General features: G+C 61.9%; 20 protein-coding genes. 15 read left to right on the top strand and 5 right to left on the bottom strand.

Annotation, left to right across the window (positions count from 1 at the left end; translation table 11 throughout):
• Positions 1–378: 378 nt before the first annotated feature.
• The 10 genes from A5643_RS15130 (at position 379) to A5643_RS15085 (ending at position 11,348) form a co-directional block, all read left to right on the top strand.
• Positions 379–1,149: an MlaE family ABC transporter permease gene (locus A5643_RS15130; protein WP_066857265.1), complete on the top strand. Its 771-nt coding sequence runs from the start codon at positions 379–381 to the stop codon at positions 1,147–1,149.
• Positions 1,146–2,003: an ABC transporter permease gene (locus tag A5643_RS15125; protein WP_066857263.1), complete on the top strand. Its 858-nt coding sequence runs from the start codon at positions 1,146–1,148 to the stop codon at positions 2,001–2,003. The genes A5643_RS15130 and A5643_RS15125 overlap by 4 nt, the downstream gene beginning before the upstream one ends.
• 4 nt (positions 2,004–2,007) lie before the next feature.
• Positions 2,008–3,432 (top strand): MCE family protein, encoded by a 1,425-nt coding sequence (locus A5643_RS15120; protein ID WP_066857260.1) that lies wholly within the window; start codon positions 2,008–2,010, stop codon positions 3,430–3,432.
• A gap of 63 nt (positions 3,433–3,495) precedes the next feature.
• Positions 3,496–4,524, top strand: coding sequence for an MCE family protein (locus A5643_RS15115; protein ID WP_066857257.1), 1,029 nt, complete (start codon positions 3,496–3,498; stop codon positions 4,522–4,524).
• Complete coding sequence (locus tag A5643_RS15110) at positions 4,521–5,849, top strand: MCE family protein (RefSeq protein WP_066858014.1); 1,329 nt, start codon at positions 4,521–4,523, stop codon at positions 5,847–5,849. Before A5643_RS15115 ends, A5643_RS15110 begins: the two co-directional genes overlap by 4 nt.
• Positions 5,849–7,243, top strand: coding sequence for an MCE family protein (locus tag A5643_RS15105; RefSeq protein ID WP_066857248.1), 1,395 nt, complete (start codon positions 5,849–5,851; stop codon positions 7,241–7,243). The genes A5643_RS15110 and A5643_RS15105 overlap by 1 nt, the downstream gene beginning before the upstream one ends.
• A gap of 8 nt (positions 7,244–7,251) precedes the next feature.
• Positions 7,252–8,406, top strand: coding sequence for an MCE family protein (locus tag A5643_RS15100; protein WP_082949013.1), 1,155 nt, complete (start codon positions 7,252–7,254; stop codon positions 8,404–8,406).
• A 1-nt stretch (position 8,407) separates the two neighbouring features.
• Positions 8,408–9,898 carry an MCE family protein gene (locus tag A5643_RS15095; RefSeq protein WP_066857246.1) on the top strand — a complete coding sequence of 497 codons (1,491 nt, stop codon included), beginning with the start codon at positions 8,408–8,410 and terminating at the stop codon, positions 9,896–9,898.
• Complete coding sequence (locus A5643_RS15090; RefSeq protein ID WP_066858008.1) at positions 9,862–10,593, top strand: Rv1363c family protein; 732 nt, start codon at positions 9,862–9,864, stop codon at positions 10,591–10,593. The genes A5643_RS15095 and A5643_RS15090 overlap by 37 nt, the downstream gene beginning before the upstream one ends.
• The gene (locus A5643_RS15085) at positions 10,590–11,348 is read left to right on the top strand and encodes a hypothetical protein (protein ID WP_156628833.1); all 759 of its coding nucleotides are present in this window, start codon (positions 10,590–10,592) and stop codon (positions 11,346–11,348) included. Before A5643_RS15090 ends, A5643_RS15085 begins: the two co-directional genes overlap by 4 nt.
• Positions 11,349–11,355: 7 nt before the next feature.
• On the opposite strand, the gene A5643_RS15080 is transcribed toward A5643_RS15085, so the two are convergent.
• On the bottom strand, positions 11,356–11,769 hold the full coding sequence (locus tag A5643_RS15080; protein ID WP_066858003.1) for a lipoprotein LpqH: 414 nt from the start codon (positions 11,767–11,769) through the stop codon (positions 11,356–11,358).
• Positions 11,770–12,024: 255 nt separating this feature from the next.
• On the opposite strand from A5643_RS15080, the gene A5643_RS15075 reads away from it, so the two are divergent.
• Positions 12,025–12,639 (top strand): DUF305 domain-containing protein, encoded by a 615-nt coding sequence (locus A5643_RS15075; RefSeq protein ID WP_156628831.1) that lies wholly within the window; start codon positions 12,025–12,027, stop codon positions 12,637–12,639.
• Here A5643_RS15075 and A5643_RS15070 read toward each other — a convergent pair.
• From A5643_RS15070 to A5643_RS15055, 4 genes are all read right to left on the bottom strand, one after another.
• Complete coding sequence (locus A5643_RS15070) at positions 12,617–13,081, bottom strand: DUF732 domain-containing protein (RefSeq protein ID WP_231995603.1); 465 nt, start codon at positions 13,079–13,081, stop codon at positions 12,617–12,619. The two genes, A5643_RS15075 and A5643_RS15070, sit on opposite strands and share 23 nt — an antisense overlap.
• A gap of 457 nt (positions 13,082–13,538) precedes the next feature.
• Positions 13,539–14,804 (bottom strand): bifunctional 3,4-dihydroxy-2-butanone-4-phosphate synthase/GTP cyclohydrolase II, encoded by a 1,266-nt coding sequence (locus A5643_RS15065; RefSeq protein ID WP_066857237.1) that lies wholly within the window; start codon positions 14,802–14,804, stop codon positions 13,539–13,541.
• A 407-nt stretch (positions 14,805–15,211) separates the two neighbouring features.
• Entirely contained in the window at positions 15,212–15,730 is a 519-nt protein-coding gene (locus A5643_RS15060; RefSeq protein WP_066858000.1) for a flavin reductase family protein, read from the bottom strand.
• A gap of 105 nt (positions 15,731–15,835) precedes the next feature.
• A complete protein-coding gene (locus tag A5643_RS15055) occupies positions 15,836–17,017 on the bottom strand; it encodes an LLM class flavin-dependent oxidoreductase (protein WP_082948982.1) in 1,182 nt (393 codons plus the stop codon).
• Between the two features lie 433 nt (positions 17,018–17,450).
• Here A5643_RS15055 and A5643_RS17900 point away from each other — a divergent pair, with 433 nt between their 5' ends.
• The 4 genes from A5643_RS17900 (at position 17,451) to A5643_RS15040 (ending at position 20,255) form a co-directional block, all read left to right on the top strand.
• Complete coding sequence (locus A5643_RS17900) at positions 17,451–18,083, top strand: CAP domain-containing protein (protein ID WP_502686247.1); 633 nt, start codon at positions 17,451–17,453, stop codon at positions 18,081–18,083.
• Between the two features lie 185 nt (positions 18,084–18,268).
• Positions 18,269–19,414 carry a serine hydrolase domain-containing protein gene (locus A5643_RS15050; RefSeq protein WP_066857235.1) on the top strand — a complete coding sequence of 382 codons (1,146 nt, stop codon included), beginning with the start codon at positions 18,269–18,271 and terminating at the stop codon, positions 19,412–19,414.
• A 102-nt stretch (positions 19,415–19,516) separates the two neighbouring features.
• A complete protein-coding gene (locus tag A5643_RS15045; RefSeq protein WP_066857233.1) occupies positions 19,517–20,092 on the top strand; it encodes an HhH-GPD-type base excision DNA repair protein in 576 nt (191 codons plus the stop codon).
• 16 nt (positions 20,093–20,108) lie between these two features.
• A complete protein-coding gene (locus A5643_RS15040) occupies positions 20,109–20,255 on the top strand; it encodes a DUF1059 domain-containing protein (RefSeq protein ID WP_066857231.1) in 147 nt (48 codons plus the stop codon).
• Position 20,256 lies beyond the last annotated feature (1 nt).

The raw sequence follows: 20,256 nt of genomic DNA, 5'->3' as shown, positions 1-20,256 counted from the left end.
CCTTGAGGCAGACGAGTGGTTTGGCGATTACTAATCTTGCCGCTGGAGTCTCGTCCTTCCTCGTCAAACCCGCACCGCGGTGCCTACGACGTCATGCCCCGCAACAGCTGGTTGCAGACCTGAAGGCAATGTGTTGACAGTCACAATGACGTAGCTATACTGACGTGACAGTATTCCTGGCTTGGGATGGTCAGTCGTGAGCCGCAACATGTTTCGCTGTTCTGCCTCAGCGGGGATCGGAGGTGACGTGCCGTTGTCGGCATCGCGTTGGACCTGCGGTACGCCCGTGTGGCCTGTGAGCGTGCATTGGTGCGGAGTGCCCAGCGTCGAACCGGCGGTAACCCGTGCGTTCGGTGCTGACGGCGACAGGGGCGAGGTATGACGCTAGCTCGGCCGCTGTTGAGGCCTGTCGGAGGAGTCGGCGGCGCCTTCGCAATGTCACTGGACATGATCGTCCAACTGGTGAGTACGCGATTTGCCTTCCGGGAATTCATAGAACAGTCCTGGTTCGTGGCGCGGGTGTCGGCCGTTCCGGCGATCTTGCTGACGATCCCATACAACGTGTTCATCCAGTTCGTCTTCAGCGTTGTGCTCTCGGAAATGGGCGCTGCGGACTTCACCGGCGCTGGAGCGGCATTGGCCATCGTCACCCAGACGGGGCCCTACATCACCGTGTTGATCGTCGCAGGGGCCGCGGCGACGGCGATGAGCGCTGACCTGGGCTCCCGAACGATTCGCGAGGAGATCGATGCGATGCGAACGATGGGAATCAATCCGATCCAACGCTTGGTGGTACCGCGAGTCGCGGCGATCACATTCAACGCCATACTGCTGAACGCTGTCGTCATCATCTTCGGGCTGATCGGTGCGTACATGTTCTCGGTCTATCTGACCAATGTCACGCCCGGTGCGTTCGCCGAGAGCCTCACCTTCCTAATTGGCTACCCCGACGTGATCGTCGCCTTCCTCAAAGCAACGCTATTCGGAATGGCTGCGGGAGTCATCGCGTGCTACAAGGGGATCACCGTCTCCGGAGGACCCCAAGGTGTCGGTAATGCGGTGAACCAGACCGTCGTTTACGCGCTACTTTGCCTGGTCGTGATCAACACCGTGGTTACGAGTGTCGCCGCGCCGATGACGGTGTCATGAGCGCCCGGCTAATCATCCCAACGCGATTTCCGCGGCTGAATCGCAGGGCGGACACGGTGGTCAGCGGTTGGAACAGGGTGGGCGAGCAAGTCGGTTTCTCCGTCAATACCATTCGTTTCATCCCGGAGGCATTGCTTAAACACCGAGTGGAGGTGCTGCGGCTCATCGCGCAGATGAGCTTTGGGGTCGCCGAACTCGCCCTGCTGGGCGGAACCGTGGTGATCATCGGGTTCATCACCAGCAACGTCGGCAGCATTGTTGGCACGATGAGCTACACCCAATTGGGCAGCATCGGTATCGAAGCGTTGACCGGATTCCTGTCCGCGTACATCAATCCGCGTCTCGTCGCGGGTTTGATCACCTCGGTCGGCCTGGTGATCACAATCGGCGCCGGTGCGACCGCGCAACTCGGTGCCATGCGCATCAATGAGGAGATCGATGCGCTCGATGTGATGGGAATTAGGACGGTCACTTATCTGGCTTCGACCCGAGTGTTGGCGGGAGCGATAATCACCGGTCCGCTTTTCTGTGCGGCGTTGCTGGCGGCAATCATCGTGAATGAACTAACCGTGCGCTTATCCTTCGACCAGTCCCGCGGTGTCTATAACCATTATTTCAACAGCTTTCTCAATCCCACCGATATCATTTGGGCTTTCGTTCAGGTGATGATCTCCGGGGTGATCATCATGTTGATCCACACCTATTACGGCTTCACGGCAGGTGGCGGGCCGGCGGGTGTGGGCAGGGCCACGGGCCGAGCGGTCCGTGCGTCGCTGATCGTGGCGACAACCGTGGCGATGATGGCGGGGCTGATGTTGTACGGCCGGTCCGGTGACTTCAACTTCGCGGGATGATGACATGACACGAGTGGAACGAGTGGCCGGCCTGCGGCCAGCGTTATGGACGGCCGTCCTAGTTGTCGTCACCGTTGGTGCCGTTCTGCTGACCCTGCTGGTGTTCAACCGGGACCTACAACCGTATGCGAACGTCCTCCTTGCATCGGAACGCGCGGGCCTGATGATGGAACCCCACGCCAAGGTCAAATATCGTGGTGTTCAGGTCGGGCGGGTCGCCTCGATTCAGCCGAAGGATTCGGTGGAACTTCGGTTGGAGTTGTACCCCGCACAACTCAAGTACATCCCTGAGAATGTCGAGGCCGAGATCGCCGTCTCCACGGCGTTCGGTGCAAAATTCGTGGAGTTGCTGCCACCGGAGGACCCAGCCGGAGGGAATCTCCGGTCCGGCATGGTGCTGCACGCCCGGAATGTGACCACAGAAGTCAATACCGTCTTCGAGAATTTGGTCGATGTTCTCAACCAGATCGACACCGCCAAACTGAATGCGGTGCTCACAGCGCTCTCGGAGGGTTTTCGCGGTACCGGCGAACAGATCGGCGAGGCCATTACCGGCCTCGATGAGGTTCTCCGGGAGCTGAATCCGCGAAATGAGACGATTCGGTCGAATTACCGGGCGATCGCGGAGGTCGCCGACATCTACAGCGGTGCCGCCGGCGATGTGATCGAGGTGCTTGATGCTGCGACTGCCACCAGCACGACGATTACCGAACACGCGTCGGATCTGGAGATATTGCTTTTGAACGTAATCGGTGTGTCCACGAGCGGAGTGAATCTCATCGGACCGCATCGGGAGAACCTGGTTGACGGCATCAACGTTTTGGAGTCAACGACGCGCCTGCTCATGAAGTACCAGCCGTCGATCACCTGCACGATCGTCGGGGGCAAGGTGGTTCTAGACAGCGGGCTCACCGAGGTGCTGGGGGGGAACGGCAGGACGGCGATTCTGGATGCGGGCATTTTGCTCGGCGACGAACCCTACAAATACCCCGAGCACCTGCCGATCAACGGGATCAAGGGCGGCCCCGGCGGAACGCCGAGTTGTGGATCGCTGCCAGATGTTTCGGAGAACTGGCCGGTCCGTTACCTGGTGACCGACTCCGGGTGGGGCAGGGGGCTGGATGTCCGGCCGAATCCGGGTATCGGGTTCCCCGGCTACGCGAATTACTTCCCGACGACCCGCGGGCAGGCCGAACCGCCGAGCATCCGATATCCCGGCGGTCCGGCGCCGGGACCCGTTCCCTATCCCGGAGCACCGCCGTACGGGGCGCAGTTGTACGCACCGGACGGAACGCCGTTGTACCCGGGGTTGCCGCCCGCGCCGCCGCCCGGCCGGCTACGGGAACCCGGGCCTCCGCCAGCGGGGTCAGAGCCGTTTGTGCCTGCATATCCGGGCACGGAGCCGACGAGCGTACCTCCCGCGGGCTGATCAGGACGGCAACGAACGTAACCCCGGACCAACCAGAACTACGGCCACGATCAGGAAGGCAAAATGGGAGAAAGTTTCTCGCGTACGCTCTGGCGTTTCGGGATCTACGCCGCCGTATGCCTCTCTCTGGTGGCGTTGGTCTTCATGGTCTTCGGTAACATCCGGTTCGAGAAGTCGAAGACGTACGCAGCCGATTTCATCAACGGCTCTGGTCTCACCGGCGGGGACTTCGTCCGGATAGCGGGGGTCGAGGTCGGAAAAATCCAGGATGTGTCGGTGCAACCCGATGCGACAGTGCGGGTGGCGTTCTCCGTGGATGACTCAGTGGTGTTGACCGAGGGGACCCGCGCGGTCATCCGTTACGACGATCTGATCGGAGGACGTTACATGGTCCTGGAGGAAGGAGTCGGTAGTGTTTCCCGCCTGCGTGCGGGCGACACCATCCCGCTCAGCAGGACTCAATCCGCGTTGGACCTCGATGCGTTGATCGGGGGGTTTCAACCACTGTTTCGCGCCCTTGACCCGGATCAGATCAATACGTTGAGCAGCGCCCTGATCACGGCATTCCAGGGTCAGGGTGGCGCGATCAGCTCCGTCCTGGCACAAACCGCTTCGCTGACCGACACCTTGGCCGACCGGGACCACCTGATCGGTGAGTTCGTGACGAACCTGAACGTCTTGCTCGCATCGATGGGCGACCAGGGGGATCAACTTGCGACGACGGTGGACTCACTCTCCGATCTGGTGGAGGGGCTGGAGGCCAGGAAACAGGACATCTCGAACGGAGTCGCCTACGCCGATGCGGCGGCGAGTTCGATTGCGAGTCTGTTGGCTGATATCCGAGAACCCGTCAAGAAGGTCGTCCATGAGACCGATCGGACCGCTGCGCTGGTCCTCGCCGAACACGAATACTTCGATGACCTGCTCAACACCCTGCCCGACGCGTACCGGATCCTGGGGAGGCAAGGGCTCTACGGCGGTTACTTCAGCTTCTATCTCTGCGATGCGGTACTGAAGATGAACGGTAAGGGTGGGCAGCCCGTGTATGTCAAAGTGGCGGGCCAGGACACGGGCAGGTGTGCGCCGCGATGAAACCGTTCGGTGAACGCAATCCGGTGGCCATCGGTCTCATCGGTATCGGCGTCACATTTTTACTCATCGCCCTGGCGTTGAACTACAACCGGTTGCCGTTCTCGACTACGGGGCGGTCGTACAGTGCCTACTTCGACGGTGCGGGTGGATTGGCTCCGGGCAATCCTGTGCAGGTGTCGGGCGCCCGGGTCGGCCGGGTCTCCTCGGTAGATCTCGACGGTGCGCGGGTTCTGGTTAGGTTCAAGGTCAACGGTGATGTCGTTCTCGGCGACCGCACAGAGGCAGCGGTCAAGACGAAGAGCCTTCTGGGAGCGAAACTCCTGGAGTTGACGCCGCGCGGAACGGATCCCCTCACCGAACCGATCCCGGTAGACCGAACCACGCCGGCCTATCACCTTCCCGACGCGTTGGGAGATTTGAGCACGACCGTCCGAGGTCTGGATACCGATCAGTTATCCGAGGCGTTGACGGTTCTGGCACAGGAATTCGCCGAGACACCCGCTGATATCAGGATGGCGGTCAAAGGTCTGACACGGTTGTCGCAGACCCTAAACGACCGTGATGCCCAGTTGAGGAACCTGCTACGCAACGCGAACAAGGTCAGCACCGTGATCGCGGACCGCAGCGATGCGGTAGTCAACCTGGTGCTGAACACGAATTCGCTTCTCGGGCAGCTGGTAACGGAGAGCCAAGCACTTGATGCGATTGCCGGAAACCTGTCTGCGGCGGCGAAACAGTTGAAGGCGTTTATCAGCGACAACCGGGAGACACTCCGCCCGGCATTGGACAAACTCAACGGGGTGTTGCAGATCATCGACAACCGCAAGGAGCAGATCCAGGAATCGATCCCGCTACTCAATAAATATGTCATGTCGTTGGGCGAATCCCTGGCGGCGGGGCCATTTTTCGTGGCGTACATCAGCAACCTTCTGCCGGGACAGTTCGTCCAGCCGTTCATCGACGCCGCGTTCGCCGACCTGGGGTTGGATCCGGCAACCAAGTTGCCGTCGGAACTGACTGATCCACAGGATGGGCAGGCAGGCACCCCGCCACTTCCGGTGCCCTTTCCGCGCACCGGTCAGGGAGGGGAGCCTCGCCAGAATATCCCGGAGGCCATATCCGGGAATCCCGGCGACCGGGAATGCGGGCCACCGGGCCTTGCGCTGCCGGGGCCCGGGTGTTATCCGCTGCGTGAGGACCCCCCTGCGCCGTCGCCGGGCGGTCCGCCTCCGGGGCCACCGGCTCCGATCGACGAGGGATTGGCCCAGTCGGACGACTCGACCACCGAATCGGCGGGGCCGGCTCCGAATGATGGGGAGAACTGATGAATAAACGAGGTGTACGCCGCGGGATCGGAATCCTCCTGACGCTTGTCCTCATCGGTGGCGCCGTGGCCACGCAGAGTATTGCCCGAAGCGGCCGGACTTATGTGACCGCCTACTTCGATAACGCCAACGGTATCTATCCGGGGGACAATGTCGTCATCCTTGGCGTGCCGGTCGGCAAGATCGAGCAGATCGACCCGGAGCCGAGTCGTGTCAAAATAACGTTCTGGTACGACGACAGATATCTGGTTCCCGATGACGCCAACGCGGTCATCCTCTCGCCGTCGCTGGTTACGGTCCGGGTGCTCGAGTTGACACCCGCCTACACGGGCGGGCACGCCATGGCGGAGGGATCGGTGATCCCCCTGGAACGTACGGCGGTTCCGGTGGAGTGGGACGATCTGCGTCAGCAGTTGGAGAAACTGACGGACACCCTGCAGCCCACTGAGGCCGGCGGGGTCAGCTCGGCGGGAGCGCTGGTGAGCACCGCGGCGGATAATCTGCGCGGGCAGGGTCAGGAAATGCGAGCAATGGTGTTGCAGCTCTCGCAGGCTGTCTCCGCGCTCGGTGACCATAGCGGCGACATCTTCCACACCTTCAAAAACTTGGCGGCGCTGGTCGCTGCGCTGCGTGATAACAGCAGCGCCCTAGGAGAATTGAACGATAATCTCGCGACCGTCACGACCCAACTCGCCAACGACCCTGACGAGGTTGGGCAAGCCCTCCGTGACCTCAACGCCGTCGTGGGTGACGTCACCGCCTTCGTCGCCGACAACCGGGATGCACTCGGGACGACGTCCGAGAAGCTGGCATCAGTTTCGCAGGCGGTGGCTGAGTCTCTCGATGACATCAAGCAGACGCTGCACATAGCGCCGACAGCCCTCCAGAATTTCGTCAACATCTATGAGCCTGCCCACGGTTCACTCAGTGGTGTTCTCGCTACCAGCAATTTCGCCAACCCGGTTCAATTCCTGTGCTCGGCGGTGCAAGCCGCATCACGGCTCAATGCGGAACAGTCGGCCAAACTGTGCGTTCAATATCTGGCGCCGATCGTCAAGAACCGCCAGTACAACTATTTCCCCCTTGGCGAGAACCTGTTCGTCGGCGCCACCGCTCGGCCTAACGAGATCACCTACAGTGAGGACTGGCTTCGGCCGGATTACATACCGCCCGGGCCAGAATACCCCGTGCCCACGGATAGCTTTCGAACCGTTGATCCACCGCCCGACGGGCCGCTGCCGCCGGCGAATACGATCTACGACTACTTCGGCAATCACGTGGCACCGGATCACGGGGATGCCCCCTACGTTCCCGCGAAGCCGCCCAATCCCTTGCCGGTCGATCCCGCTACCGGGCTACCGGGAATGATGCTGCCCCCGGAGGACGGCGAATGATCACCTTGATGTGGTGCGCGGCGCGCGGTACGCGTACCGGTGTAGTTCTCGTGTTGGGCGCCATGGTGGTGATGCTGTCGGGATGCGGCGCGCTAAGCGAATTTCGAGGTGCCAACTCATTTCCTTTACCAGGAACGCAAGGAGGCGGCCCGGGCGCCTATACCGTGCAGATCCAGATGAAGGATGTACAGAACCTCAAACAGAACTCACGGGTACGGGTCGATGACGTCACGGTTGGAAACGTCACGAAGATTGAACGGCAGGGATGGCAGGCTTTGGTAACGGTGAGCCTCAACGGTGATGTGCGCCTGCCGGAGAACGCAACGGCGACACTCGGCCAGACAAGCCTCCTGGGGTCATTGCACCTCGAACTCGCGCCGCCGGCCGGCTCTCCGGCCAGGGGCAAGCTCCACGATGGATCGTTGATTCCCTTGGAGTCGACCGGCGGTTATCCGTCGACCGAACAGACACTGGGAGCCCTGTCGCTCATCCTCAACGGCGGAGGAATCGGTCAGCTACACGACATCACCGAAGCGCTGAGCTCCGCGTACGGTGGGCGCGGTGAAGAATTGCGGAGTTTGATCACGCAACTGGACGTATTCACCGGTTACCTCGACGAGCAGAAGGACGACATCATCGTCGCGGTGGATAAGTTGGACAGTCTTTTCGGCCAATTCGCCGAGCAGAAGCCGATCCTGGACAAGGCGTTGGAGACAATCCCCGCTGCCCTGACGGTGCTGAGGGACCAACGGGAGAACCTATCCGACGCGCTGGACCAGCTCGGTAAATTCGATGCGCTGGTTGTCGATTCGGTGAATAAGACCAGGGAGAACCTCGTGAAAGAACTCCAGGATCTCGGACCCGTTTTGCAGGCGGTCGCGGATGCAGGACCGGACCTGATCGACTCGCTCGACTTCTTCGTGACCATGCCGTTTCCCAAATCGACGTTGACCAATTACTTCCGCGGCGATTATGCCAACGAGACATTGATCATCGATCTGACGCTGAGCCGGTTGGACGCCGGGCTCCTGACCGGAACGCGGTGGGAGGGCACATTGACCGAACTGGAGCTTCAGTGGGGTCGAACCATCGGGCAGTTGCCAAGCCCTTACACGGCCCGGAACCCGTTGCTGGCCCCTTACCACTTCAACCAGGGGCCCTGACATGAACTTGACCAGACAAATCCGAGTCCAGCTACTGATCTTCGGAGCAGTGGCGCTGACGGTGGTCGGGATCGTCGTCGTCAATTACCTTCAGGCCCCGCGACTGCTCCTGGGCATCGGGCGATACACCGTCGCCGTCGAGATGGCCGAGACCGGCGGTCTGTACCGAGGCGGCAATGTGACCTACCGGGGTGTCAACGTCGGGCGGGTCCATGATGTGCGGTTGACCGGAGACGGTGCAGAGGCGGTACTTCGACTCGACTCGAAGATCGCTATCCCGGCGACAGATCTGGTCGCCGAGGTGCACAGCATGTCGGGCGTCGGCGAACAGTACGTTGCGCTGACACCGAGTACTGAAGGCGGTCCCGTTCTGAAAAACGGTGACGTTATCCCGCGGGATCGAACCTTCCTACCGCCGGACTTCAACACTCTGCTGGCCGCGACGAACCGAGGCTTGGCTGCGATCCCCCGAGACGACCTGAAGACCGTCGTCGATGAGTCTTATACCGCTGTCGGAGGCCTGGGACCGGAATTGGCACGCCTGGTAAAAGGGGTCACCAGATTGTCGATCGATGCCCGAACGAACTTGGAGTCGCTCATCACATTGATCGATGATTCGGGACCGATCCTGGACAGCCAGATTCGATCGGCCGACTCGATCGCCAGATGGACGGCGAACTCATCTGACGTCACGGGGCAGCTACGAGACAACGACGTCTCCCTGCGCGGGATCCTCCAAGAAGGGCCCGCGGCGCTGCAGGAGACTCAACGACTGCTGGAGCGGTTGGAACCGACCCTCCCCGTTGTCTTGGCGAACCTGGTGAGCATCGGTGACGTGGCGGTCACTTACCGGGACAACTTGGAGGGCATCTTGGTCTTGGTGCCTCAAATCACCGCGATGGCGCAAGGGGCACTGTTGGCCCAAAAGGGAACGAAGCAGGCCTACCGCGGCATCTACCTGGACTTCAACTTGAACATGAATCTTCCACCGAACTGCACCACCGGGTTCCTTCCCGCGCAACAACAACGATCGCCGCTCTTCGAGGACTACCCGGACCGACCACCCGGCAACCTCTACTGCCGGGTACCCCAGGACTCGACTCTCACCGGCGTTCGTGGTGCACGGAATTACCCGTGCGTCACCCGGCCCGGCAAGCGCGCACCAACGGTGAAGATGTGCGAGAGCGACGAGCCATACATTCCCCTGAATGACGGATTCAACTGGAAAGGCGACCCGAACGCCACGTGGACCGGCCAGGAAGTCCCGCAACTGGATCCGGACGAGGGAGCTCCGCCGCCGGAAGCATCACCGGAGGATGACGGGGCTCTTCCCGCCGCGGACACCGTTCCGATGGCGGTGTCCGGTTACGATCCCGACACGGGCCGGTATGTAGGACCGGATGGGAACGTCTACGCGCAGTCGAATCTCATTCGGGGCGCCGGAGAGGAGTGGACATGGCAACAGATGCTGATCCCGCCGAGCGGAAACTGAGCGACGAAAGCGCCGCACCGCCGTCTGCTGCGGGCACGGAGCCAGCGGAACCGGCTGCGGAGGACCTCTCATCGCCGGTTTCGATGATGACGAGAGAAGCCGGCGTCGAGCCAGAGGACGACGCGGAAAATGGCGCCGAAGACGACGACACCGAAGACGATGGCTGTGACACCGGGGGAGCAGCGGAGGCCACCATCGGCCCAAGGAAACTGGCAGGGCGGTTCAGTCGTCCCCTGTCGGTCGGCATGATCCTGGTGGTCATCGCGGGTGCGGTCGCGGGCTGGCTGGGATATCAGAGCTACCAGGCGCGCGCAAAGCAGCAGCAAAGGCAGCTGCTGCTGCAGGTCGGCCGGCAAGCGGTGTTGAATCTGACGACCATCGACTGGCAGCACGCCGAAGCCGATGTCCAGCGGATACTCGATTCGGCCACGGAGGATTTCTACGAAGAATTCTCGCAACGGCAAGGGCCTTTCATCGATGTCGTGAAGAAGGCCCAATCAAAATCCGTGGGAACTATCTCCGAGGCGGCATTGTGGTCCGACGACGCCGGTGAGGCCGAGGTACTGGCTGCTGTTGCGGTTGAGACGAAAAATATCGGTGCGGAGGAACAGGACCCACGAAATTGGCGAATGAAGGTCACCGTCAAGATGGTCGACGGGGAGGCGAAGGTATCGAATGTCGAGTTCGTGCCATGAATCACACAAGCGCTAACCGAGTAAACAACCAGCCCGACGACCAGGACGGCTCGGTGGACATCATGGGCGAGAAAGAGAATACGACTCCGGTGGAGAGCGTGGCCCCGCGCGAAGATGCCGACGAGGCGACGACGCTCCCTCGGAATGCCGCGTCGCAGTCGGGTGGAGTTCGCCGCACCCCGGAACTGGGCGATGATGCCGACGAGGTCGGTGATACTTCTCGCCTCACTGACGCACAAAAGCCTGAACAGGGGGCTTCGCAGGCGCGCACGAGCAGGCGGATTCGCTTCGCCGCGGGGGTGGCACTGTCCACGCTGCTGCTGATGTTCGCCGCGGCCGCCGGTTTTTTCGCGTGGTATAACGCAGGACTCGACACCGCGGATCGCGCTGGCGCCGAAGCATTGGCCGCCGCGAAGGACTCCACCGTCGCGTTGCTGTCCTATCAGCCGGATACCGTGGAGACGGATCTAGGAGACGCGCGGGGCCGGTTGACCGGTGATTTTCAGGAGTCGTATACGCAGTTGATCGAAGACGTGGTCATCCCAGGGGCACAGCAGCGTCACATCGCCGCGACCGCCATGATTCCGGCGGGAGCGACGGTATCAGCGAGTCGTGGCCACGTGGTGGTCTTACTGTTCGTGAATCAGACCGTCGTGGTGGGCGACGGCGTACCAACTGACACGATGTCAAGTGTCCGAGTGACCCTGGACAAGATCGACGGCCGGTGGCTCATCGCCGCGTTCGAACCGGTGTAGGAAGATCTCAGCATGAGGCCTGGACCTGGAAGGTTCGGGAGGTCCGTTCGGGGAACCTACTGTCGTAGCCCAGGGCGGTGCCCCGAATGTCGTACGTGGGCCCAGAGACCGTTACCACCGCGTCTCCCTCGAGGTCGCGGTTATAGCCGCCGGTGAAACCAGCAAGATTGTTGATATCGACGAATTCGATCGTTGGCTCCTCGGCGGTGGAAATCATCACCGTCATCCCGACGGTCCCGTCGCCGGTGACGATGGTCGTGTACGGGCCCACCGCCGAACAACGTGCTGAGTCGACGCTGCTCATCTCGATGCCGTCGACGGTCACCACGGCCTCGCCCCGAGGGGGCGAGGCGTCTTCGACCTCGGGTGCCGTCGGCGAGCATCCTGTCGCGCAGCCGGCCCACAACACGGCCGCCGTCATCATTAAGCCTTTTCCTGCCACTTCGCCCTCCGTGAGCTGCGTCTCAATATTTTCTCGGGGAAATTGTCATAATATGGTATATCGGGCTGTCTTGTATATGGTTAAAATCTGCGAAACATTGATCCCGGTTGAATTCGGTAATCGTTCCGGGGAGGCGCGTGAGAACTCTCTTTGAACGTCGGCGACCATCGGCGCGGACATGGATCGATCTACTATTCGGGCGCCTAGCCGGATTATTGAGGTAGATTTTACGACGTGGATGTCATCTCATCGTCGGCATGCGCCGCCTGGTTGCTGGCGATCGCACTTTCCGTTTGTGCGTGTGGTGGCCGGGAGCTTGAAATCGAGAATCCGGGATATCCCGGCGCGGATGATCGAAGCGTCATCGATATCGAGCTGGCCGATCACAGCGAGGCGGATATCGGATTCGCGGATGATATCGAACGGCTGCATTCGTACGAGATGGAGTTGTTGACCCTGGTATTCGACCGATCTGCGAATTCCGATCTGCTGTCTTTCGTGGTGGAAGCCGCCGAGAGTCGAAGGATTGAGGCCGCTACACTGGCAGCCCTGCGCGTCCAATGGGTCGACGGATCCGACGTCGACGACCGCACCACGGCCGGCGGCGGGTTCGGCAGGGAAGTGCGTGGGGATACCGAGAGGGCCATCGCGGATCTTCGCACGCTACGCGGTGCCGACTTTGACGTGCTGTGGCTTGAGACGATGATCGAACTGGACCGACAGGTGCTTGATCTCGCGGAAACTCACGTTATCCGAGGAGGAAACGACGACGCGGTAGCGGCGGCCGCCGGAATGGTCGCATCACGGAAGTCCTCCCTGGGGCGACTCAACGCGTTGTTGCGGGGCTGATGTCCTGCTGGCGAGGCGATGGTGCGTAGCCGGCGGCGCTCTCGCGTACCTGCCATATCAGGTGGGGACAGAGTTCCTGGGTAGCCTGGCCGATCAGATACGCCGCGTCATATTCGTCGTCGGTGCGAAATCGGTCTTTTATTTCGGCGGCCAACTCCGAGTACTCCTTGCCGCCCGCGATCTGGTCACAGAGGCCATAGCCGTAACGTAATGCCTCGTCACTGCTTGCGAAGTCATAACCGGGTCGGGTCGTGATGTTGATCAGATATCCCAACGGATCACCGTCAGCGGCGGGCGCCGCAGCCAAAGCGGTACCGAAGACCATCAGGATGAGGGCTGACCATAACCGGACGTAGCTCGGCATATGAAGTTCACCTTCCAGAGTGACGTGTCCTTGTTCTGATTCATCGTTCGGTGCGCCGTGCAGAAAATCGGCATGCAATGAATCTGGTTGGTGCCTTGGTAAATCTAGGCGTTCTTGGCATCATTCTCGTTGCTTTTTCCGACCCAAGGAACTCGTGAGTGTAGTCGTAACCGCCCGAGCAATTGTGAAAGCATCGGCGGTTACCGCCATGGCGGCGTTCGAAGCGAAACAATTCGAACCGACATAGATGAGGTCTAGTTCAGATTTCGTGCGTTCGGCCCGAGCCGCTGCGTGGCAGATCATTAGTCGGGCGCTCCGAGCGTCATCGCCATGTCGGCGAGCATGAATCGGAGCCTGCGCGGCTCCGCGCATGCTGATCTCGGCTGAAGGGCCACGGGCAACACCGGAGCGGGCAGCGCGCAATGCCTGCTTCCGGGTGGGCGGGGCCGGGTGGTTATCAGAGCTGGACCGTAGTCTGCGGTTGGAGCGGGCGGATACAAGGGTGAGGAAGCCGACGGGATCACCGGACACGCGATTACCGCGCCGTGGTCAGGGACACCGGTCGGCGACCGTTGCGGAATACCTGGCGGTCCCCGAGGTCTGCTGGTAGCAGGTGACCCAGCCGGTCCCGCTTGGTACTGAGGTACTCGTTGTTCTCGTTCGTGAGACGAGGTGGGAGCGGGACACGTTCGGTGATCTCGAGTCCGAAGTCTTGGAGATCGGTGTACTTCGCCGGGTTGTTCGTCATCAAGCGGAGCCGACGAACCCCCAATTGCCGAATGATCTGGCCGGCAACGGTGTACTGGCGACTGTCGACGGGCAGCCCCAACTCGATGTTCGCGTCGACCGTGTCGCGACCGGCGTCCTGGAGCGTGTACGCGTGAAGTTTGTCGGCCAAGCCGATGCCCCGCCCCTCATGGCCCCGAAGGTATATCAGAACCCCGCGACCAGCAGACGTGATCGCTGCGAGGGAGTCCTCCAACTGGGCGCCGCAGTCGCACCGCAGCGAACCGAACAGGTCGCCCGTGAGGCACTCACTGTGCACACGGACCAGGAGAGGTTCCTCGGTGGCGATGTCGCCGTGGGTCAACACCACATGTTCCAGACCATCGACGAACGATTCCCAGACCTGGCAGTCGAATTCGCCGTGAGGAGTCGGAACCCGAGCGCTGGCACTGCAGCTCACGAGGTGCTCATGCCGAAGACGGTATTCGACGAGCTCGGAGATCGACACTTTCTGCAGGCCGTGACGGCTAGCGAATTCGTCCAGTTCGGTCGCGTTGGCCATTCTGGTGTGGTCGCCGCTGACTATCTCGCAGATTACCCCGGCTGGCTGTAAGCCTGCCAGCCGGGTGAGGTCGACGGCAGCTTCGGTATGCCCTTCGCGAGTCAGCACACCACCTTCCCGACTGCGTAGCGGCATGATGTGTCCCGGCCGCAGAAAATCGGTGGCGACACTGGCCGGGTCGGCGAGAGCTCGGATCGTGCTGGCGCGGTCCCGCGCCGAGATTCCGGTGGTGACCCCCTCCGCCAGATCAACGGATACGGCGAAGGCCGTCCCGTGTGCGTCTCTATTGTGTGTGACCATCGGCGGGATCTGAAGTGCGTCGAGTCGTTCGCCCGGGAGGGCCACACAGATCAGGCCCGAGGTGTGCCGGACGATGAATGCGATCGCCTCCGGGGTTGCCGCTTCGGCCGCAATGATCAGGTCACCTTCGTTCTCCCGGTCTTCATCATCAGTGACGACGACCATCTCGCCGCGTCGAATCGCGTCGATTGCTGCAGTGACGGCGCAGGTCATGAAGGCCTCCAGGAAAGCTGTTGGTAGTCGCGGACCAGGCGGGCTGCTTAGTACACTGGAGAGCCAGTATATCTAGCTGGCGCTGAGTTAGGCAAGAGTCAATTCCGGCGTGGTAACCGATCCTTCGGCGCTCGTCGCTGGCCGCGCGAATGTGATGTAAAGCAACGCTGATCCAGGAAGAAGTCGGATTCGGTCGAACCGACGCGGCGGAGATGCATCGTGGCCGGTGACATTCTCATCGAGCGTAGCCCGAGGTGAGAAGGACCGGGATTTCACCCGACGGCCGCACTGATCTGCGCGGCGGCTTGGGCGTCAATGGGGCACGAACCCCGACGACCGGACCACCCGGGGAGGGGGTTAGCCGGTGGCGGTGGCCGGCCCAGTGGGGTTTGGGGGATCAGCGGGGCTCAGATCCGGGTGTTTCTGGCGTCTCCGATGGGGGTTGGATGAAATCTACCGTAGATGCCCCCGAGGAATACCAGCGGCGTGGAATCGTTGGCCACCTCAGCCGCGACCGCCTGTCCGATCACGATTGTGTGATCGCCGGCCTCGATCTCCTTCTCGAGGCGGCACTCGATCCACGCGACCGCATCGGTGAGGGCGAGACCGGTCGGGCGTTTCGTGTGCTCGACACCGACGAAGCGGTCGGCGCCTTTCATCGCGAACCGGCGCACCGCCCCTTCGTGATGGTCGGCCATCAGATTGACGCAGAACGCACCGGAATCCCGGATTTTCGGCCAGGTTGACGAGGACTTGGCGGGACAGAAGAGAAGCAACGGCGGGTCTAGTGAAACCGAGGTCACGGAGTTCGCGGCCATACCGATCGGCCCATCCATGCCGTGTGCCGTGATCACGGTGACGCCAGACGGCAGACGGCCGAAAATCCGACGGAATTCCTCCGGTTCAAGCTCCACGGGTACGTTCATTTCCTGTTCCTCTCCCCGGAACGACACAGTGCGCTACTGCTTTCGGTGTCGTTCCGGGGATCGACACGTCGGCAGCAAGGTACGGCGCTCTCGCGGGCGTCCCTGTCAGGGCAGTAGACCTATCGGCGGGTGGTCTTCGGAGCCCTCATCGCTTTTCTTCTGCTGCGGCGCCTTCGGATTGCGCTGAGGTCCGACGCCGTGGAGGACGCCCAGGTCGCCGCCCACGTCATAGGCCCTGAGGTGGGGGACGACCTCACGAGCGAGTAGATCGAAGTTCGCTGTCGAGACCTCCGGCGGCATGTTGCCATGTGCGGCACACATGATGACCGCCCCCGCGTCGAGGCGGTCCACGTAGCCGATGAGCTGTTCGACGACCTGGTCGGGGGTGCCCCAGACTTGCAAATCCGCCAGGAACGAGCAAAACCGGTCGAGACCGTGCTTCTCGATGTTCCGACTCAACGCCGCGTAATATTCATAGCCCTCGATCTCGGCGAATCCGATGTTGTCAAACTGGTAGTGCTCCACCGTCGACCTCGCGTAACGCTGAAGGTAAACCTCCCGAAGGTGTTGCGCTTCGGCCTCGGTCGGTGCAGTACCGACGAAAACACACAACACCGGTTTGGGGGCTTCCTCACCATTCAGTTCGCGATAGCGGCTTCGGTACATCCGCATCTCTTCCTCGACGGTCTCCCAGGGCTTCTGGGCGATGACCATTAATCCGATGCCGAGCTTGGCCATGAGATCGATCGACTTCGGAGAGATCGCCGACGCGAACGTGCGGCCTTTGAATGGCGCGAACGGCCTGGGCCGCAGCTCGACCCGAGGCTGCCGGTAGAGCGCACCGTCATATTCCATGAAGCCCGTGTCCAGGCCCTGCATGATCGCCTCGGCGTATTCACTGAACAGCTGGCGGGATTCGCCCATGTTGAGCCGGAAGCCGTCGAACTCGGTGGGCGCCAAACCCCGGCCGATCCCCAAGACAGCCCGGCCCTGAGAGAGGTGGTCGAGAAGGATGAAGTTCTCGGCCGTGCGTAGCGGATCCTGCCAGGGCAGAACCGAAACCATTGTGCCGAGCTTGATCGTCGAGGTCCGCCCCGCCAGCCAGGAGAGGAATTGCGGCACGTTCGGTGTCAGTTGATAGGAGGTGAAGTGGTGTTCGGGTGTCCACACGGATTCGAACCCAACGTCCTCGGCGCGTGCGGCCAAGTCCAGCTCATGCCGGTAAACGTCCGCGTCATCGATGTCGTCATCGACGTTTTGGAAGATGAGCGATAGTCCCGTGTGCATTTCCTTACCTCATATCTGTTGGGCCGGCAGAGTTGGCGCGTGGTAATCCGGTGCCGCTTCAGGGCCTCAGACCTAGCGCAGGGGCCGGACCTGTTATACCATCAAGCCAGTATACGGACGGTATACCGAACAGCCAAAATTCGCAAGGGGCTGCTCGACGCGTGATTTCGGCTCGAAGGAGGGCTCCGTGGTCTCATTCGCCGACCGATCGGTATCTGATGTGGGTCTCGTGCGTCGACCGCAGCATCCGCTGGATGGGACGGATGTTGCTGGGAAGATGACATCACCTGCCCGGCAAGGCGATGTGATAGGTATCGCGCGACGCTTGCGTGTCGGTGGATCCGGGAGTCGGAGCATCGGGTCGGAATCGGTTGCTTGCACGGAGAAAAACGGGCGTTCGTCGGGCGCTTTGAGGGTGACCCCCGTGTTGCTGGTGCAAATCTTAGGATTGGCAATTTTGGGTCCAGCCGTGGCACAAGCGGATAACAAACGCCTCAACGACAGCGTCGTAGCAAACGTCTACACGCTTCAGCAGCAGGCCGGGTGTACGAACGACGTGACCGTCAGCTCACAGCTTCAACTGGCAGCCGAGTGGCACTCCAGGGATCTACTGAACAATCGGAGCTTGGACGGCGACATTGGCACCGACGGATCCACGCCACAGTCCCGGGCCGATGCAGCAGGATTTCGGGGGCGGGTTGCGGAGACGGTGGCGATCCATCCCGCGCTGGCGATCAGTGGTATCGAACTGATCAATCAATGGTATTACAACCCAGTGTATTTCGAGATCATGTCCGACTGTGCGAACTCCAAGATGGGGGTTTGGTCGGAGAACAGCCTTGATCGAACGGTTGTCGTCGCTGTTTACGGGCAACCCGAACAGTCGGCCGCTGCAGACGAACCCGACGTGGGGTTGACCATGCCAGAGCGGCGAGGTCAACGGGAAAACCTCCCGGTCGGTCCAACACCCGATTACGACGCTAGCGACGAGATCGAGTTCGGCATCAGTTGGTTGCCTTGGATTCTGCGCGGGGTCTATCCACCACCCGGATATCCCCCCCAGTAGGGGATGTCCGCGGATGGGCCGCCCCGGCTTTCCACCAGGGCAGGCTGGATGTCGGTGCGTTCGGTAATGGACGGCCCGGTGGCTCGTGTGGTACCCGACGGGTGGTCTCGGTGCTTCGAGAGGAAGTGGGTAGGGCGGTGCGGGATTGGCAAGCGTTATCCGAAACACGGACAGCGGATGTTTCGGTGCCGGCTGCCGTCGGTGGGGATTGGACACCGCGGTTCGCTCGGGTCGCGGAGGCTTTGGCCCAGGAGGTAGGGAGTGGAGGTGAGATCGGCGCCGCGATCGCGGTCAACGTTAACGGCGTTCATGAGCTCGACATCTGGGCGGGGTACGCCGACACCGCCGGGCGAACGCCTTGGGGTGGGGACACCATCGTCAACCTTTTCTCATCGACGAAGACGGTGACCAGCCTGGCGGCGCTGGTCCTGGTGGATCGGGGAGTGCTCGACCTGGAATCGACCGTGGCGCGGTACTGGCCGGAATTCGCCGCGAATGGGAAAGGCGATATCAACGTCGGGCAGGTTTTGGGGCACACCTCCGGGGTGCCGGGCTGGGATGCGCCGTTCACGTTGGAGGACATGTACGACTGGGACACGGCCACGGCGCGGTTGGCGGCCCAGGCTCCGTGGTGGTCGCCAGGGTCGAGGTCGGGCTATCACGCCACCAGTTACGGGCACCTGGTCGGCGAGCTGATCCGCCGCACCACGGGGATGTCGTTGAAGGAGTTCGTGCGGAGGGAGATCGCAGCACCGTTGGATGCGAATTTCCAGATCGGTGCCGCTCCCGAGGACACGTCGCGGATCGCTGAACTCACCCCGCCGCCACGGCCCGACCTGGCCGACTTCTCATCTGCTGATGTGGAGATCATGCGGCGGACCTTCGCGAACCCGCCGATCGGAATTGCGGCGACGTGCACCGCGGGATGGCGCGCCGCGGATCTGGGAGCGGTCAACGGCCACGGGAACGCCAGCGGCCTGGCGCGGATCCTGTCTCCATTGGCGATGGCCGGTGCGGTGGACGGTCTCCAGTTGCTGCGGCCGGCAACGGTGGAGCGGATATTTGAAGTTCAAGCCGACGGAGTCGACCTGGTCCTGGGCGTGCCGCTGCGTTTCGGCAACGGCTTTGCGCTATCGGAGGCCACCTCTGTGCCGTATATCCCGACTGGGGACCGAATCGCGTTCTGGGGTGGCTGGGGCGGATCGATGGTGGTCATCGATGCGGATCACGGGGTCACCATCGCGTACACGATGAACCGCATGGGTGCGGGAACCCTGGGATCCGAACGGACGGCGAAGTACGTCACATTGATCTATGAGGCCCTCGGCTAAGCCTCGGAGTCGTCCGGCCGCCCGGGTGCACCGGTTGACGTGCCGTCGGGGCCGGACTCGCTACCGCTGAGTTGCACCAGTTGCACCTTCTACAATTGGCGAATGCCCACTTTGCAGTTGACGAGCGATACGGAAGCCGACCGCCTGCTGAGCGCCGACCCGTTCGCTCTGCTGGTGGGGATGCTGCTCGACCAACAGATACCGATGGAGACCGCGTTCGCCGGGCCGAAGAAGATCGCCGACCGGATGGGCGGGCTCGACGCCGGCAAGATCGCCGCGCACGACCCGGAGAAGTTCGCCGCCGTCTGCGCGGAGAAGCCCGCGGTGCACCGGTTTCCCGGCTCGATGGCCAAACGGATCCAGGCGCTGGCCCAGATCGTCGTCGAGGACTACGCCGGAGACGCGGCGAAGATCTGGACCGACGGCGACCCGGACGGACCCGAGGTGCTGCGCCGGCTCAAGGCGCTGCCCGGCTTCGGCGAGCAGAAGGCGCGGATCTTTTTGGCACTGCTGGGCAAGCAATACGGCGTCACCCCGACGGGCTGGCGAGACGCCGCCGGCGACTACGGCAAGGAACACACCCACCTGTCGATCGCCGATGTGGTCGATGCGGCGTCGCTGGATCGGGTGCGCGCCACCAAGAAGAAGATGAAGCAGCAAAAAGCCCAACGCGGGTGAGAGGAAGGACGGCGACGTGAAGACCCATCTGACGTGTCCGTGCGGGGAAGCCATGGTCGGCAAAGACGAGGACGACCTGGTCGAGATCGTGCAGAAGCACCTCGCCGACGTGCACCCGGGCATGGAGTATGACCGGGACGCCATCTTGTTCATGGCCTATTGAC

This window comes from Mycobacterium sp. 1274756.6 (genome assembly GCF_001668625.1).
In the GTDB taxonomy this organism is placed as follows: domain Bacteria; phylum Actinomycetota; class Actinomycetes; order Mycobacteriales; family Mycobacteriaceae; genus Mycobacterium.
The sequence above is the reverse complement of the archived record's forward strand: the minus strand, read 5'-3'. Positions and strand labels throughout refer to the sequence as shown.

What these genes read in the sequence shown, in the direction of transcription:
- A5643_RS15090 (WP_066858008.1), top strand. Translation starts at nt 9,862, where the DNA reads ATGGCAACAGATGCTGATCCCGCCGAGCGGAAACTGAGCGACGAAAGC.
- A5643_RS15085 (WP_156628833.1), top strand. Translation starts at nt 10,590, where the DNA reads ATGAATCACACAAGCGCTAACCGAGTAAACAACCAGCCCGACGACCAG.
- A5643_RS15055 (WP_082948982.1), bottom strand. Translation starts at nt 17,017, where the DNA reads ATGCACACGGGACTATCGCTCATCTTCCAAAACGTCGATGACGACATC.
- A5643_RS15065 (WP_066857237.1), bottom strand. Translation starts at nt 14,804, where the DNA reads ATGACCTGCGCCGTCACTGCAGCAATCGACGCGATTCGACGCGGCGAG.
- A5643_RS15105 (WP_066857248.1), top strand. Translation starts at nt 5,849, where the DNA reads ATGAATAAACGAGGTGTACGCCGCGGGATCGGAATCCTCCTGACGCTT.
- A5643_RS15080 (WP_066858003.1), bottom strand. Translation starts at nt 11,769, where the DNA reads ATGACGGCGGCCGTGTTGTGGGCCGGCTGCGCGACAGGATGCTCGCCG.
- A5643_RS15100 (WP_082949013.1), top strand. Translation starts at nt 7,252, where the DNA reads ATGTGGTGCGCGGCGCGCGGTACGCGTACCGGTGTAGTTCTCGTGTTG.
- A5643_RS15125 (WP_066857263.1), top strand. Translation starts at nt 1,146, where the DNA reads ATGAGCGCCCGGCTAATCATCCCAACGCGATTTCCGCGGCTGAATCGC.
- A5643_RS15060 (WP_066858000.1), bottom strand. Translation starts at nt 15,730, where the DNA reads ATGAACGTACCCGTGGAGCTTGAACCGGAGGAATTCCGTCGGATTTTC.
- A5643_RS15095 (WP_066857246.1), top strand. Translation starts at nt 8,408, where the DNA reads ATGAACTTGACCAGACAAATCCGAGTCCAGCTACTGATCTTCGGAGCA.
- A5643_RS15045 (WP_066857233.1), top strand. Translation starts at nt 19,517, where the DNA reads ATGCCCACTTTGCAGTTGACGAGCGATACGGAAGCCGACCGCCTGCTG.
- A5643_RS15115 (WP_066857257.1), top strand. Translation starts at nt 3,496, where the DNA reads ATGGGAGAAAGTTTCTCGCGTACGCTCTGGCGTTTCGGGATCTACGCC.
- A5643_RS15110 (WP_066858014.1), top strand. Translation starts at nt 4,521, where the DNA reads ATGAAACCGTTCGGTGAACGCAATCCGGTGGCCATCGGTCTCATCGGT.
- A5643_RS15130 (WP_066857265.1), top strand. Translation starts at nt 379, where the DNA reads ATGACGCTAGCTCGGCCGCTGTTGAGGCCTGTCGGAGGAGTCGGCGGC.
- A5643_RS15120 (WP_066857260.1), top strand. Translation starts at nt 2,008, where the DNA reads ATGACACGAGTGGAACGAGTGGCCGGCCTGCGGCCAGCGTTATGGACG.